This is a genomic window from Corynebacterium kroppenstedtii (assembly GCF_016894245.1).
Taxonomy (GTDB): Bacteria; Actinomycetota; Actinomycetes; order Mycobacteriales; family Mycobacteriaceae; genus Corynebacterium.
Map to the genome: position 1 here is coordinate 1,953,982 of NZ_CP069792.1, position 15,172 is coordinate 1,969,153.

A 15,172-nucleotide genomic window follows, 5' to 3' on the forward strand; every position below is an offset into this window, starting at 1 on the left:
AATATAAATATTTTTAATCTGCTGCGATAAGCTGTGCGCGATACTGGGATCGAACCAGTGACCTCTTCCGTGTCAGGGAAGCGCTCTCCCGCTGAGCTAATCGCGCATGTAGGTGATCCGACTATAAACCTATGAGAGATCCATCGTCGAAAGTCAACCTCGATGACTGAAATATCTATTTCAGTTGAGCGGATGACGGGACTCGAACCCGCGACCCTAACCTTGGCAAGGTTATGCGCTACCAACTGCGCTACATCCGCGTGTCGTGTTGTGGTGGGGCTAGGAAGCCCGTAACACGCGAAAGAAAGACTAGCCGTAGCGATAGCTAATGCACAAATCCCCAGGAAAACGGGCTCGAGCATGATCGTTGCGGGGGTCGTTTATGGAAAACTACGCGAACCGTCCGTAGCGAGTCCATGACTCTCCTTAGCCCTACCGCGGTGCCCTACCGCGTTTTGGCCCACATCACTGTAGGAGCGCGGCATCATTGTGGGAGCGCTACGATATCATTTTTGTTCGAGGCTTCTTATCGTGCTAAGTTTTCTGCTTGTCGGTCTCATGGCTCAGTGGAAGAGCGTTCCGTTCACACCGGAAAGGTCGCTGGTTCGATCCCAGCTGAGACCACAGAAGGCCCGGTCACCACGTGGTGTCCGGGTTTTCTCATATCCGGGTGTTATCGTTGACGTCGATTGATCGCTGGGTGGGGTAAGGAATTCCGGAGAGTGGGGAACTTCATGACCCGTTTCGACGACTAGTGTCTACGCGGTTCGCGAGTGGGCACCGGACAGCTTGGAGTCGTTACGTATCGCCTTATTCACGGCGGTTTCGTACCTGAGTATCAGGTGGCAGCGTGGCGTGTAGAGGTTAAGAGATTTTGTGTGCCACGATGGAGACAAGTAGTTGGTTTTACACAGCTCTGGGAGGGCTGAGATGAGCGACAGTCGAACTGTGCCGTTCCGAAGTACGGGTGGCCTTATCGTATCTCTCATCCTTATCGTGGTGGGAGCGGTTGCCTTTTCCCCGCAGGCCTGGGCTCATGACAGCGTCGTGTCGTCGTCGCCCGAGGATGGGTCGACAGTATCAGAGTTTCCTCACGACATTCAGCTGACGATGTCAGGCAACCCGAGAGATAATTTCAACACCGTAGCGGTGTCGAACAAATCGTCGGGAAAGGTCATTGCTAAAGGCACACCCACTATTTCGGGCAATGTTATTTCATTCACCGTGCCTGAGGATGCCGATACCTCGCCAGGTACGTACACCGTGGGGTTCCAGATCACCAGTTCTGATGGGCATTCGACGCGCGGTTCAATTTCCTTCACATATTCTGGTGATTCTCACAAAGAAGAATCGGCAGGGCAGCCTGCGTCGGAAGGAAATTCGGAGGACAATACGGGTGAGTCCGCTGGTTCTTCTGTCTCCTCCGAGAATTCTAATGACGGATCCTCTCAAGACACAGATTCATCATCCTCGACGTCTGCGTCGTCATTTGGCTCGAAGACCCTATGGCTATCTATCGCCGTTATCATCGTCATTATCGGTGCTCTCGTGGTTGCGTTACGACGTCTTCGTGACTCAAGCTCTGATGATCGAGACTCACGATAAAACACCAAGCAATAGATCCTCGGAAGGCGACTGTGAGGATCTGAACATCACATCGTGGGGCCGTTAGTGTTCCACAGGAGCAAATGAGGAGTTATAGAAAATGAGTACATCACGGACAACATCGCGGTTGGCTGTTCGGGTCATCGGCGCTTCGGTTCTGTCCTTATCATTGGGTCTCGCTGCTTGTTCTGTCGACGAAGATTCGGATAAAGACGGTTCACAATCGGCCACAACTACGACGACGTCGTCGCCCGAGAGTAGTACAGATAAAGCTTCCGGCGATATTTCCCTAGATCAAGGCTATGTAAAGTCAAAGACCTCGGATAAAGCGATGACCGCAATTTTCGGGACTCTGAAGAATAATACTGATAAAGAGAAAGTCCTCGAGTCGGTGTCGTCGTCCGATGTCAAAGGTAATTTCGAACTGCATACCGTTGTCGACGGAAAAATGGTCGAACAAAAAGAAGGGTTTAAGCTCCCTGCAAATGGAACTCTGGAGATGAAACCAGGGGGAGAACACATCATGATTATGGACAATCATGATGAATTAGCTGCCGGGGATAAGGTTACTGTGCAGTTGAAGTTCAAAGACGGTTCCACGGAGAAAGTCGTTATTCCGGTCCGTGAACAGCCCTCTGGTGAAGAGAACTATGGCGGAGATGACAGCTCTGACATGTCGGGTATGCCAAATATGCCGGGGATGAGTGAGTCGGCTCAGCCGGGTGGTCAAGAGATGGGCGGTCAAGCAGACCACTCCATGCCCGGGCACTCTCATTAGATCAGCTAGATCAGTCAGTTGATGTCGTGATAGTGGAAGCATCATCTGGTTATTGATATTTGCTGATGTTGACGTCTGAGCGCCAGCCATATCCGCTTCGTTGGTTACGGTTGGCGTCCCAAGCTGTGTGGTGCCGTCAAGCTTTTAGGGAAAACTCTACGTCAGCACACATTTCCTCTCCCCAGACAACATCATTTCGACGAAGAAGATGAACTCTTTGCCTCATAATTCTGCGGATGACCCTAACGCTCGTGTGCAACGCTCTCACGACGATGAGAACTCGAGCGATGCTGAACGAAGCAATGCACCGAATGAACGAAACAACCGGGGTGCGGAGAGCACCCGACGTAATGTGTTTCGCCACGTATTACGACGCCGTTCTTTTCTCACCGGTGGCCTAGGAGCCGGAGTTGCGCTGGGGACATCAGGATTGGTGGCCTGTGGCCACGATGACCATAACCCCACGGCATCAACGTCGGAAGCTCTAGATCAGCGTGAGAAAACTGCTGCGGAGGCGGTCAGCAACGCAGCTGGTCTCACAGGAATTGCTGATCAGACCGTCCCATTTGATGGATCACATCAGGCGGGTGTCGATACACCTTCGCAAGCTTATATCAATGTCATTGGAATTAATTGTATCGAGGGTATCGATAAGAAGGCCTTGCAGCGCCTCATGGAGGTATGGACGTCTACGTCCCGAAAGCTGACTCAAGGACAACCCCCGCTGGCCGAACTTGAACCGGAAATGGTCTCCCGGCCCGCTAACCTCACCGTCACTATGGGGTTCGGCCGTCCTCTACTCGAAAAACTACAGATGCATGACCAGATCCCGTCATGGCTTCACGACATCCCTGCTTTTGATCGGGATCGCCTTGACGACGCGTGGGGACAAACGGATTTAGCACTACAGATCTGTTCAGATGATCCCACCACATTGGCTCACGCACGACGGTTTATTCTCCGGGCGGGGCAACGGTACACGGAGTTAGTGTGGGAACAACAGGGTTTTCTTTATGCGGCTGGTTCCCAAGCGAAAGGATCCACTCCGCGTAACTTGTTCGGCGTTCTCGACGGTACGGTTAACCCGCGTTCGGACGAAGAACTCTCCGATATCGTGTGGATTAATGACGGGCCTGCTTGGTTACAAGGGGGAACGGCTATGGTCATTCGGCGTATTTCCCTCAATCTCGATAGCTGGGATATTTTGGACCGCTCATCACGAGAAGTAGTTTTCGGTCGAAAGCTTAAATCGGGTGCTCCTCTTACGGGGGAGAAAGAGTTCGACGACCCAGACTTCGACAAAGTTGATAGCACGGGTCTGCCCATCATTGATCCAGAATCTCATATGGCTCGAGCCCACTATGAGGGGAACAATACTCATGAGCAGATTTTGCGTCGTGCCTTTAACTACAGCCTTCCGGTGTCTGGACCGCACTCGCCGATTTCTGATGCTGGTTTGATTTTTACTTGCTTCCAGCAGAACCCGGACACCCAATTCACACCGATTCAAAAACGTTTAGATCAGTCAGATCGTCTTAATGAGTGGATAACTCACATCGGTTCCGCCGTCTACGCAATTCCCCACGGCACCGCAGGTGAAGACAATTATTGGGCGGATGACCTCTTGGCGTGACTCCTTCCCCGCGCGACAACGAATGGCCGCCACGAGGGCTGTGTTCGCCGAGTTCCCCGACGGTGCTACGCGTGCTGTTTGGTCATGCGGTAGAGTTTTGATCCGTCCCCGGCTGTTACCAGGTATGTAATAGCCATGTCATTACTAAGGAGTGCAATCAGTGTCTGCACTGTCGTCATCGGAAAAAAGCGCCTCATCAGTATCGTTTCAGGTCCCCGCTGGTACACCAGCCGGGGCCGCGATGAAGCCACTGGGCCTTCCCACCAAGGGGCCAGAAGCAGTGGTCTGCGTGAAGACTAAGGATGGAATCATCCACGATCTATCATTTGCTCCTACTGAGGACACTGAGGTCACCACGGTCATCGCAGCGAGCGATGATGGACGCTCTGTCATTCGGCACAGTTGTACCCATGTGATGGCACAGGCAGTTCAGGCGGAATTCCCAGGTACCAAACTCGGAATCGGCCCCGCGATAGCGGACGGTTTCTATTACGACTTTGGTACCGACCATGCGTTTACTCCCGAAGATCTCAAACGTATCGAAAAACGGATGAAGAAGATCGTTAAATCGGGACAGCGGTTCGAGCGCGTTGTGTGGAAGTCTCTTGATGACGCCCGTGAAGCCTTAAAAGATGAACCATACAAGTTGGAGCTCATCGACGATAAGTCGAAAGGCACTGTTCTTGATGAGGACGCCGATCTTGATACCGCTGGCGAGTTAACTGCGTATAACAACGTCAACCCCCGTACCGGAGAGGTCGAATGGTTCGACCTGTGTCGCGGCCCCCACGTTCCCACGACGAAATACATCGCTGCCTTCGCTCTTCAGCGGAGTTCTGCTGCCTACTGGCGTGGTGACCAAAACAACGACGGTATGCAAAGAATCTACGGGACAGCTTTCGAGTCGAAAGAAGCGTTGCAAGAGTATCAGCAGCGGATGGAAGAAGCAGAACGCCGCGATCACCGTCGCCTTGGCACCGAACTGAATCTTTTCAGCTTCCCAGACGAAATTGGATCAGGCTTTCCTGTTTTCCACCCTGATGGCGGTATCGTCCGTAATGAAATGGAGCAGCACTCGCGGCGCCGTCATATCGAAGCCGGATACTCCTTTGTCTACACGCCGCATCTGACAAAAGGGGATTTGTTCCAAAAATCCGGCCACCTTGATTTCTACAAGGACGGCATGTTCCCTCCCATGAAGTTGGATGAGGAACGGGATGCCGAGGGAAACGTCACGAAACCGGCCCAGGACTATTATGCCAAGCCTATGAACTGCCCGATGCACAATTTGATTTTTGCATCCAAAGGGCGGTCCTACCGCGAATTACCTCTGCGCTTATTCGAATTCGGCACAGTCTATCGCTATGAAAAATCAGGCGTCATTCACGGTCTCACCCGTGCCCGTGGATTCACTCAGGACGATGCCCACATCTACTGCACCGCAGACCAGCTCGAAAATGAATTAAGCACGGTTCTTGATTTCATTATATCGCTGCTGAAGGATTATGGCCTTGATGATTTCTACCTTGAGCTGTCGACGAAAGACCCAAACAAGTTCGTCGGCTCTGATGAAATCTGGGAGCGATCAACCGAGATACTCCAACGCGTAGCAGATAAATCCGGCCTCGACCTTGTTCCGGATCCAGGCGGAGCTGCTTTCTATGGTCCGAAGATTTCTGTCCAAGCCCGCGATGCAATCGGTCGGACGTGGCAGATGTCGACCGTTCAGTTGGACTTTAATCTTCCTGAGCGTTTCGAATTGGAGTACACGGCTCCCGACGGCTCTAAGCAGCGCCCCATTATGATCCACCGCGCGCTTTTTGGTTCGATCGAGCGTTTCTTTGGGGTTCTCCTGGAACACTATGCGGGAGCATTCCCAGCATGGCTGGCTCCACATCAGGTCGTCGGGATTCCCGTTGCTGATGAGTTTTCGCCGTACTTGGGCGAGGTCGTGGATAAACTGAGTGCTCGGGGTGTCCGCGCTGAGGTCGATACCTCAGATGATCGAATGCAGAAGAAGATTCGCAACCATACCACTCATAAAGCTCCATTTATGCTTCTTGCTGGCGGCCGCGACGCGGAAGCAGGTGCGGTGAGTTTCCGATTCCTCGATGGTTCGCAGGTGAATGGTGTTCCCGTTGAGAAAGCTGTTGATGTGATCTCAACGTGGATTCAAGAGCATAACAACGAGCAGCCGACGAAGGAGTTGATTGAGGCTCGTGTCCGCGGATAACGATACTTTTGTTGACTCAGGAGCTGGTGACGCTGACCGATTGACCCGGCTGTGGGCACCCTACCGGATGTCCTATATTGCCGACGACAATCGGAATAGCAGTGACCCGTTCGAAGACATTCCGCATGGCTCGGACGAAGAAGGGCTGATCATCGCGCGCGGTGACACAGTGTATTGTTTGCTCAACCTGTTCCCTTATAACTCCGGGCACATGATGGTTGTTCCTTATCGTCGCGTAAAGAATCTTGAGGACTTGACCCCTGAAGAGACAGCCGAACTAATGGCTTTTACGAAAAAAGCTATCCGCTCGTTAAAAGCTGTGTCGCATCCCCATGCGATTAACGTGGGAATGAACCTGGGCAAGGCATCCGGCGGCTCTATCGCAGAGCATCTTCACGTCCACATCGTTCCCCGATGGGCTGGCGATGCTAATTTCATGACCGTCATCGGTGGCGTAAAAGTCCTGCCACAGCTTCTCCGTGAGACACGGTCGTTGCTTGCGGAAGCCTGGGCATCATTGGACACTTTCGATGATCGACCGTCTGCTGAGCAGTCGGCTTCCGAGTCGGAATAAGGGAGAATAATGCTTGGCGTTCATGGCCGAAAACCAGCTGCAGTTGTCATCGAACCGATTGCCCGATCACTGGTTAAGGCGGGGATTTCCCCCAACACAGTGACCGTGGCCGGCACCTTCGGTGCATGTGTAGCAGCGGTAACCCTCATCCCTACTGGCCATCTCTTTGCCGCCGCAATAATTATCGGGCTTTTAACAGCTGTAGATATGGTCGACGGCACCATGGCTCGCTTACGTGGCGGGGGAACCACCTTTGGAGCGACGCTAGATGCCAGTTGCGATCGGATCACTGACGGTGCTGTCTTTGCTTCTATCGTCTGGTGGATCGTCTCCGCTCAGCAGGGAGAACGTCACCAACTGATCGCGGCATTAATCGTGTTGGTCACCAGCCAGGTCATCTCTTATGTCAAAGCTCGAGCAGAGGCGGGTGGCCTCGACATCGTTGGGGGATTGGTGGAACGCCCTGAACGGCTGATCATCGGTTTGGTCGGCTTAGGTCTTGAAGGCTTAGGGGTTCCGCATGTGTTAAGTATTGCCCTCTGGGTTCTTGCGATAGGCTCGATTTTCACAGTGATCCAACGCATGGTCATGGCTAGTAAGTCTCCGCACGCGAATGACAGAATCGCCGCACCCCATGGGGCGAAAGAGTTTCCCACTAAATAAGGACGACACGTGACACGACCCTTCGGCTTATCCAAAGAGGACCTTATCGCGGAGTCGTACGTGTGGGCATGGAAAGGAATCACTCGAATTCCAGCCCCCGTAGCGCGGAGATTATTCATGGTTGGTGCCGATATTGCTTCCCGCAGGGGAAAACAACCGGCGAGGTTACGGTCGAACCTTGCCAAGGTGACTGGGTGCACGGATGACCGAGAGCTTGATGTCATTGTGCGGAAAGCGATGAGATCATATGCACGATACTGGATGGAAGCATTTCGCCTGCCATCCATCATTCACTCATCATCTCTGGACTCACTAGTGAACACAATTGAGTCAGGTATCCAGGGCGTTGACTTGTTTGATAAGTCATATCGACAGGGACGGGGAGTCATTCTTGCTCTGCCGCACAGTGGAAACTGGGATATGGCGGGGCTGTGGCTTGCCCAGCGTTACGGTACATTTTCTACGGTTGCAGAACGGCTTAAGCCGGAGAAACTGTTCGATGCATTTGTGGAATACCGCGAAGGCCTCGGTTTTACCGTTTTCCCACTCACAGGTGGTTCACAAAAACCTATGGACGGTCTCCGCGCAACCTTAGAGTCAGGTGGAGTTGTGGCCTTGCTGGGCGAACGTGATCTTTCGCACCACGGTGTCAGCGTTGATTTTTTTGGTTCCAGGACAACTATGCCGGTAGGAGCGGTACGGCTTGCTCAACAAACCGGAGCAGCCTTACACGGCGTTCACTGCTGGTTTACTCCGGATGGCTGGGGCCACAGTGTCGGTGAGCCACTGGATACTGATAAGCCAATACCCGAGGTAGTTCAAGACCTCGCGAGGGTTTTCGAGAAAAATATTTCGGAGCATCCTGAGGATTGGCATATGCTCCAACGCATCTGGAATGAAGACTGAGAGTATGGAGGTCGAGTGCGAATCGGGATGGTGTGTCCATATTCCATGGACGACCCTGGTGGTGTTCAAGCTCACGCAATTGAACTATCAGAACAGTTAATCCGGCGCGGTCACACCGTAAGCCTACTTGCCCCAGCGTCGCTGAAAACTCGTGTTCCAGACTTCGTCGTTCGGGCCGGACGATCAATTCCCATCCCATACAACGGATCGGTTGCCCGCCTTAGTTTTACCGCTTCGGCGTTTCATGCTGTTCGTCGGTGGTTGAATAATCACGAATTCGACCTTGTCCATATACATGAACCTAACGCCCCTAGCGTGTCTATGATCGCGCTGAAAATGGCGAAGATTCCCGTCGTGGCTACGTATCATGCATCGGCTGATCGATCTCGTGTTTTGGAGACGTTTATCCCGGTTCTCACGCCCATGCTTGAGCGGGTTCGTGCAGGGATCGCTGTCTCGGAGATGGCCCGTCGGTGGCAAGTGGAACAGCTGGGGGGAGATCCCATTCTCATCCCCAACGGCGTCGATACGAAGTTTTTCTCATCGGCGGACCCATGGTCAGGAGCCGATGATGCGATCTCTCGCCTCGATCCAGACCGCCCGCGAATTATCTTTTTGGGTCGCTTTGATGAACCGCGTAAAGGGCTCGATGTGCTTATCGAAGCGATGCCACGGATTTCACGAGCAATTCCAGGTATCGAAGTTGTTGTCGTGGGGACTGGTGATGCCAAAGCTTTGTCGCGCCGCGTAGCTCATGTTCGAGACTCGATTACCATTCTTGGCCGATTATCTAATAGCGACAAGGCTCGAGCGTTTAAAGCATCGGATGTCTATGTGGCACCTCATCTCGGTGGGGAGAGCTTCGGTATCGTCCTCGTCGAAGCTATGGCTGCTGGTGCTGCTGTCGTCGCTAGTGATATTCCGGCATTTCGTGCCGTATGTGATGACGGTGATGCTGGTTGGCTATTTCCCCCGGGAGATACGGATGCCTTGGTGGCAGCTATCACCGAGCTATTTTCGGATAAGGATAAGCGACAAGAACTCGCGCGTAAGGGGTTCGAGCGATCCCAACGGTTTGATTGGAGCCACGTTACGACAGAAGTCGAGAGGGTATATGAAACCGTATTGGGGCCTCAGGGGGAAAGGAGCCTTTCGTCGTGATACCGGTGTGGGTTGCCATCGTTGTCGTTGGTCTGATGGCCGTTCTCTTAGCGGGGATGTGGGCTTCTTTCATAGCCACCCGCTTGCATCGATTGAATATCCGGACGGATGAAGCAGCGTTAAGCCTGGATGCTGCCTTGGGTCGTCGGGCTGCGGTGGTGTCAGCATTGTGGCCAGAACTTGCGGATGAGGCCGAAGCAACGGAACGTATCGCTTTCGACACTTCGTGCACGACGGATCGAGCACTCGCTGAGAACCGGTTTGCCATGCGCATTCACGATCTCGATGACGAATCGGTGACGGTTAATGGTGCGAGAACACTAGCCGACGCCCACACACGAGTAGAACTCGCAATGCGCTTTTATAATGATGCCGTCTCGGACACCCGGACATTGCGGCTACGCCCGCTCGTGAGGTTTTTCCATCTCGGCGGTCATGCGTCGCCACCGGAGTATTTTGAGGTGGCTGGAATTGAATCCGACATTCCGGCGTCGTAAATCACTATGTGGCCTCAAGAATTGGTTGGGGAGTTTTCCGGCTCCAGAGGCGAGTAAGTACACTGTAGGCTTCAGCGTATTCTAGACAGGCCAGTCCAGTTTTAAGGAGAAGAACGACAATATGAGCAATAATGCAAATCAAAACGGACGGCATGCTACGGACAATCCACGCGGGGCTGCCCATTCCTCCTCGAATGAGACAACCCACGGGACTGCACGAGTAAAGCGCGGCCTGGCGGAGATGTTAAAAGGTGGCGTCATTATGGACGTCGTCACCCCTGAGCAGGCCAAGATCGCTGAGGATGCCGGCGCAACAGCAGTGATGGCTTTGGAGCGTGTCCCAGCTGATATTCGTGCTGAGGGTGGAGTGTCTCGCATGTCGGACCCCGACATGATCGAAGGCATTATTAACGCTGTGTCCATCCCGGTGATGGCGAAAGCCCGCATCGGTCATTTCGTCGAGGCACAGGTTTTGCAGTCGCTGGGCGTCGATTTTATCGACGAATCTGAGGTGCTGACGCCAGCCGATTATTCCAACCACATTGATAAATTCGACTTCACGGTGCCATTCGTCTGCGGAGCAACGAACCTTGGCGAAGCACTGCGACGGATCAACGAGGGTGCTGCCATGATCCGTTCGAAGGGCGAAGCAGGTACTGGGGATGTGTCCAACGCCGTGACCCACATGCGGACTATCCGGGCTTCTATTAATAAATTGAAATCGATGGCACCTGATGAGCTGTATGTCGCTGCTAAAGAACTCCAAGCTCCGTACGAGTTGGTGCGTGAGGTAGCTGAGCGTGGATCTCTCCCGGTTGTGCTGTTCACGGCCGGTGGTATTGCCACTCCAGCCGACGCAGCGATGATGATGCAGTTAGGCGCTGAGGGTGTTTTCGTCGGTTCGGGCATCTTTAAGTCTGGTGACCCGGAGCATCGTGCGCGCGCCATTGTCCAGGCAACGCAGAATTACGATGATCCCGAGACGATCGCCAATGTTTCTCGTGGCTTGGGTGAAGCGATGGTGGGCATCAATGTTGACGAGATCCCGAAGCCGCACCGTTTAGCAGAGCGTGGTTGGTAAAACGAGTGGACAGTAGCAACGAAAAGAGAACCCCACTTATCGGAATTCTTGCTGTACAGGGTGGCGTTATCGAGCACCAGCGCACTTTAGAGCGACTCGGAGTTCGGTCGCGTCTTGTACGCCGTCCTGCTCACCTCGACGGAGTTGATGGGTTAATTCTTCCTGGGGGAGAATCGACGACCATGTCGAAGCTTCTCGAGCTGGGCGGGTTATTGGAACCTTTGACGACAAAGATTCACGACGGGACGCCGACGTTCGGTACGTGTGCCGGTATGATCTTGTTGGCCAGTGAAGTTAAGGGGACACGGCCCGATGCTCACTGCCTCTCCGCGCTAGACATCACGGTCCGAAGAAACGCGTTTGGTCGTCAGGTCGACTCCTTCGAAACGGATCTCAGTTTTAAAGGAATTAGTCAACCTGTTCACGCGGTTTTTATTCGTGCACCGTGGGTCGAATCAGTCGGCGACGACACCGACGTTCTTGCTCGTGTACCTGAAGGTGAAGACAAGGGCGCTATCGTTGCAGTACGTTCTGGTCACGGTAGGGGAAACGTACTTGCTACGTCGTTCCATCCTGAAGTGACCGACGACGACCGTGTCCATGACTATTTTGTGTCGATGGTCCAGGAATCGATGGCGTAACCCAACCGAAGACTTGATGGTCGCGGTGCCATGCCAGGAGATGTCGGGACCAGGTATTAGACTGGTTGCGATTATCCCCTTTGTGGGGCTTACACGTGTGTTAACAATTGAGGGAGTACAGAAGTATGAGTGGGCACTCTAAATGGGCAACGACGAAGCATAAGAAAGCTGCGAACGATGCCAAGCGTGGTAAAGAATTTGCCAAGCTGATTAAAAACATTGAGGTAGCTGCTCGCACCGGCGGCGGTGATCCCTCAGCGAATCCGACGCTCGATGACATGATCAAAAAGGCCAAAAAGGCGTCGGTACCTAATGACAACATCGAGCGAGCCCGCAAGCGTGGTTCTGGTGAGGAAGCCGGTGGCGCGGACTGGGAGACCGTCACGTATGAAGGCTATGGCAATGGCGGGGTAGCGATCCTTATTGAGTGCTTGACCGACAACCGTAACCGTGCTGCGACGGATGTGCGTACCGCTATGAACAAGAACGGCGGAAACATGGCGGATGCGGGTTCCGTCGCCTATATGTTCAACCGTAAAGGCGTCGTTCAGTTGCCTAAGGAAGGCAATACTGAAGACGACATCTTGATGGCGGTCCTGGATGCTGGCGCTGAAGAAGTTAATGACCTAGGCCAAAACTTCGAGGTCGTATGTGCAGCTGGAGATCTCTCTGCGGTTCGTGACGCATTAAAGGAAGCCGGGTTGGAGTACGATTCTGCAGAACCGGACTATCGAGCAGATGTCAAGGTTCAACTCGATGCAGCTGGAGCTCGAAAGATTTTCCACCTGATCGATGCACTGGAAGAGTCGGACGACGTTCAGAACATATACACCAATATGGATCTTGCCGACGACGTCCTAGCTGAACTTGATAACTAGCTAAGGCCCTTATCGTGTGCCGAATAGGCTGTTGATGATTGTGCAGATAGGAGTAGCGATCCAGTGCCCGTGAATACCATGCCAAAGGGTGGATCGCGATCCTTAGAAGGAACCCGCGTCATGGGGGTTGACCCCGGGTTAACCCGCTGCGGAATATCCACAGTTCAAGCTGGGCGAGGACGGTCCGTCCTACCTGTCGCGGTGGGAGTTATCCGAACAGACGCATCCGATGATCTGTCTACCCGTCTTCTCGATATTTCCGAGAAGATCGATGAGTGGATGGATGAGTATCATCCAGATATGCTGGCAATCGAACGTGTATTTGAACGTGGCGTAGTCTCTACTGTCATGCATACTGCCCATGCAGTGGGCGTGATTATCGTTTGTGCAGCGAGAAGAGATATTCCGGTTTACATGTACACGCCCAGTGAAGTGAAAAAAGCTGTGTCGGGGAACGGACGTGCAGATAAAAAGCAAGTCACCGCGATGGTTACACGAGTCTTGGGCTTAGCTGAACCACCGCGTCCCGCCGATGCGGCCGATGCTCTGGCGCTTGCTATTTGCCATTGCTGGCGTGCTCCCATGTTGGGGCTGTCTGGTGGGCAGAATCCGGGTTGGAGTGCTTCACGACATAAGTGACGTCATGGTTGCGGCCGATGTTGTGGTGTGGCGATCGTGAGTAGAGAAAAGGGGTCCCTGTGATTGATTCATTGCATGGCGAGGTTCTTCATGTCGGTCTTAATCATGTCGTCATCGAATGTGCAGGTGTCGGCTACCGAGCGACTGCTGCCCCCTCATTGCTGGGGACGCTGCGAAAAGGGGAGGACGCTCGAATCCTGGTCACGATGAACGTTCGCGACGATGGAATTGAGCTTTATGCTTTTGATTCCGACGAGGCTCGACAGATGTTTGCGATGCTTCGTAAGGTGTCGGGAGTTGGGCCCACATCCGCAATGGCAATCTGCTCCGTTCACAACCCCGCAGATTTTGCCCGAATAATTACCAATGAGGATGACGATGCACTCAAAGCTGTCAAGGGCATAGGTAAAAGAACAGCGGAGAGGATTATCGTCGATTTAAAGTCGAAAGTGGCTGTATTCGATTCTGGAGATTCGGCTAGCGCGCCGTTACCGGGAGTGGATGGGCAGTCAGAAGCCGACACGCAGGACGATGTGGTGGGCACGGTTACTCAAGCTCTTGTCGAACTAGGTTTTCCGGAAAAACAGGCCGAAAGGACTGCTCAGTCCGCTGCTACTGATGGGGGATCTGTGTCAGAAATTCTGAAGCGCGCCTTGCGATCCATGTCATCCGAGAGGAACTAGAGGATGGGAAACATCGAGAAGACTGAGTTCCACATCCCCGATGACAAAAGTGGCTCCCCGGAGCGGAGCGGGCCGGCACCCACGATGGGGAAAGATGAGGAATTTGCTTCTGGGATTCGTCCTGTCGATCCAACCGAGCAGAGTGATGATGCGGATGCCGAATTGTCACTACGTCCGCGTAGCTTGGATGAATTCATTGGGCAGTCCAAGGTTCGTGAACAATTAGCATTGGTTCTATCGGGAGCTAAAGCACGTCGAGTTGTCCCTGATCACATCCTTTTAGCCGGGCCACCGGGATTGGGTAAGACAACCATGGCAATGATTATTGCCCAAGAAATGGGGACGTCATTACGGATGACGTCGGGTCCTGCGCTGGAAAAAACCGGTGATCTCGCTGCCATGCTGTCGAATTTGATGGAGGGGGATGTCCTCTTTATCGACGAAATTCACCGCATGGCGCGTCCTGCGGAAGAAATGCTGTACATGGCGATGGAAGATTTCCGCATCGACGTCATCGTCGGAAAAGGTCCAGGTGCCACGAGCATACCCTTAGATCTACCCCCCTTTACTTTGGTGGGCGCAACCACCCGAGCAGGAATGTTGACGGGGCCACTGCGTGATCGTTTTGGATTCACTGCGCAGATGGAGTTTTACTCGGCATCGGATCTAACAAAAGTTGTCACGCGTGCAGCACGTCTACTCAATATTGATATTAAGGCCGATGCTGCGAAGGAGATTGCATCGCGGAGCCGAGGTACACCCCGTATCGCTAACCGCCTGTTGCGACGGGTAAGAGACTATGCGGACGTCCACTCCGGAGGAGTGATCACAGTAGAAGCAGCCAAGGCTGCGCTTTTAGTTTTCGATGTCGACGAGAGAGGTCTGGATCGACTCGATCGTGCTGTTCTCGATGCGCTCGTCCGGGGCCATGGGGGTGGACCCGTTGGCGTGTCGACTTTAGCGCTCGCCGTAGGTGAAGAACCCACCACTGTCGAGGAGGTTTGTGAACCATACCTGATTAGGGCTGGGATGATTGCTCGCACACCGCGCGGTCGTGTTGCCACAGCGGAAGCGTGGAGGCATCAGGGGCTGGAACCACCGGAGGGGACAATCGGTGCCTTTCTCTAAGCGACACCTGGATCATTAGCGCGTTGTCCAGGAGTAAAACCTCTCGAAAAACTCGCCAGATCGTCCGCCAAG

15 protein-coding genes and 3 tRNA genes are annotated in these 15,172 nt (G+C 53.4%); 16 read left to right on the forward strand and 2 right to left on the reverse strand.

What is annotated here, in order from left to right:
• Window positions 1-34: 34 nt before the first annotated feature.
• Together I6J23_RS08420 and I6J23_RS08425 are read right to left on the reverse strand one after the other, a co-directional pair.
• A tRNA-Val gene (locus I6J23_RS08420) sits at window positions 35-106 on the reverse strand.
• A gap of 81 nt (window positions 107-187) precedes the next feature.
• A tRNA-Gly gene (locus tag I6J23_RS08425) sits at window positions 188-260 on the reverse strand.
• A gap of 292 nt (window positions 261-552) precedes the next feature.
• On the opposite strand from I6J23_RS08425, the gene I6J23_RS08430 reads away from it, so the two are divergent.
• The 16 genes from I6J23_RS08430 to ruvB all read left to right on the forward strand — a co-directional run bounded on the left by I6J23_RS08430 (window position 553) and on the right by ruvB (window position 15,100).
• Window positions 553-624: transfer RNA gene (locus I6J23_RS08430), tRNA-Val, on the forward strand.
• A 306-nt stretch (window positions 625-930) separates the two neighbouring features.
• On the forward strand, window positions 931-1,605 hold the full coding sequence (locus I6J23_RS08435; protein WP_204581667.1) for a copper resistance CopC family protein: 675 nt from the start codon (window positions 931-933) through the stop codon (window positions 1,603-1,605).
• Between the two features lie 100 nt (window positions 1,606-1,705).
• The gene (locus tag I6J23_RS08440) at window positions 1,706-2,383 is read left to right on the forward strand and encodes a copper chaperone PCu(A)C (RefSeq protein ID WP_204581668.1); all 678 of its coding nucleotides are present in this window, start codon (window positions 1,706-1,708) and stop codon (window positions 2,381-2,383) included.
• 208 nt (window positions 2,384-2,591) lie between these two features.
• On the forward strand, window positions 2,592-4,016 hold the full coding sequence (locus tag I6J23_RS08445; protein ID WP_239454885.1) for a Dyp-type peroxidase: 1,425 nt from the start codon (window positions 2,592-2,594) through the stop codon (window positions 4,014-4,016).
• 241 nt (window positions 4,017-4,257) lie between these two features.
• The gene (gene thrS, locus I6J23_RS08450; protein WP_204583023.1) at window positions 4,258-6,249 is read left to right on the forward strand and encodes a threonine--tRNA ligase; all 1,992 of its coding nucleotides are present in this window, start codon (window positions 4,258-4,260) and stop codon (window positions 6,247-6,249) included.
• Window positions 6,236-6,823, forward strand: a complete 588-nt coding sequence (locus tag I6J23_RS08455; protein ID WP_204581670.1) for an HIT family protein — start codon at window positions 6,236-6,238, stop codon at window positions 6,821-6,823. The genes thrS and I6J23_RS08455 overlap by 14 nt, the downstream gene beginning before the upstream one ends.
• 9 nt (window positions 6,824-6,832) lie before the next feature.
• Window positions 6,833-7,486, forward strand: a complete 654-nt coding sequence (gene pgsA, locus I6J23_RS08460; RefSeq protein ID WP_204581671.1) for a phosphatidylinositol phosphate synthase — start codon at window positions 6,833-6,835, stop codon at window positions 7,484-7,486.
• A 9-nt stretch (window positions 7,487-7,495) separates the two neighbouring features.
• Entirely contained in the window at window positions 7,496-8,392 is an 897-nt protein-coding gene (locus I6J23_RS08465; protein ID WP_204581673.1) for a phosphatidylinositol mannoside acyltransferase, read from the forward strand.
• Between the two features lie 15 nt (window positions 8,393-8,407).
• Entirely contained in the window at window positions 8,408-9,553 is a 1,146-nt protein-coding gene (locus I6J23_RS08470; protein ID WP_204581674.1) for a glycosyltransferase family 4 protein, read from the forward strand.
• Complete coding sequence (locus I6J23_RS08475) at window positions 9,550-10,050, forward strand: NUDIX hydrolase (protein ID WP_239454886.1); 501 nt, start codon at window positions 9,550-9,552, stop codon at window positions 10,048-10,050. Before I6J23_RS08470 ends, I6J23_RS08475 begins: the two co-directional genes overlap by 4 nt.
• Before the next feature lie 121 nt (window positions 10,051-10,171).
• Window positions 10,172-11,131, forward strand: coding sequence for a pyridoxal 5'-phosphate synthase lyase subunit PdxS (gene pdxS / locus I6J23_RS08480; RefSeq protein WP_082089835.1), 960 nt, complete (start codon window positions 10,172-10,174; stop codon window positions 11,129-11,131).
• Between the two features lie 5 nt (window positions 11,132-11,136).
• Window positions 11,137-11,772, forward strand: a complete 636-nt coding sequence (gene pdxT / locus I6J23_RS08485) for a pyridoxal 5'-phosphate synthase glutaminase subunit PdxT (protein WP_239454887.1) — start codon at window positions 11,137-11,139, stop codon at window positions 11,770-11,772.
• 125 nt (window positions 11,773-11,897) lie between these two features.
• Window positions 11,898-12,650, forward strand: coding sequence for a YebC/PmpR family DNA-binding transcriptional regulator (locus tag I6J23_RS08490; RefSeq protein ID WP_204581675.1), 753 nt, complete (start codon window positions 11,898-11,900; stop codon window positions 12,648-12,650).
• Between the two features lie 120 nt (window positions 12,651-12,770).
• Complete coding sequence (gene ruvC / locus I6J23_RS08495) at window positions 12,771-13,289, forward strand: crossover junction endodeoxyribonuclease RuvC (protein WP_239454888.1); 519 nt, start codon at window positions 12,771-12,773, stop codon at window positions 13,287-13,289.
• A gap of 59 nt (window positions 13,290-13,348) precedes the next feature.
• Window positions 13,349-13,972, forward strand: coding sequence for a Holliday junction branch migration protein RuvA (ruvA, locus tag I6J23_RS08500; protein WP_204581677.1), 624 nt, complete (start codon window positions 13,349-13,351; stop codon window positions 13,970-13,972).
• Window positions 13,973-13,975: 3 nt separating this feature from the next.
• On the forward strand, window positions 13,976-15,100 hold the full coding sequence (gene ruvB, locus I6J23_RS08505) for a Holliday junction branch migration DNA helicase RuvB (RefSeq protein ID WP_204581679.1): 1,125 nt from the start codon (window positions 13,976-13,978) through the stop codon (window positions 15,098-15,100).
• The last annotated feature ends 72 nt before the right edge of the window (window positions 15,101-15,172 follow it).

Bases quoted from the DNA above. Each gene is read 5' to 3' on its own strand.
- thrS (WP_204583023.1), top strand. From the start codon at position 4,258: ATGAAGCCACTGGGCCTTCCCACCAAGGGGCCAGAAGCAGTGGTCTGC.
- ruvB (WP_204581679.1), top strand. From the start codon at position 13,976: ATGGGAAACATCGAGAAGACTGAGTTCCACATCCCCGATGACAAAAGT.
- I6J23_RS08490 (WP_204581675.1), top strand. From the start codon at position 11,898: ATGAGTGGGCACTCTAAATGGGCAACGACGAAGCATAAGAAAGCTGCG.
- ruvC (WP_239454888.1), top strand. From the start codon at position 12,771: ATGGGGGTTGACCCCGGGTTAACCCGCTGCGGAATATCCACAGTTCAA.
- I6J23_RS08435 (WP_204581667.1), top strand. From the start codon at position 931: ATGAGCGACAGTCGAACTGTGCCGTTCCGAAGTACGGGTGGCCTTATC.
- pdxS (WP_082089835.1), top strand. From the start codon at position 10,172: ATGAGCAATAATGCAAATCAAAACGGACGGCATGCTACGGACAATCCA.
- pgsA (WP_204581671.1), top strand. From the start codon at position 6,833: ATGCTTGGCGTTCATGGCCGAAAACCAGCTGCAGTTGTCATCGAACCG.
- I6J23_RS08445 (WP_239454885.1), top strand. From the start codon at position 2,592: ATGAACTCTTTGCCTCATAATTCTGCGGATGACCCTAACGCTCGTGTG.
- I6J23_RS08440 (WP_204581668.1), top strand. From the start codon at position 1,706: ATGAGTACATCACGGACAACATCGCGGTTGGCTGTTCGGGTCATCGGC.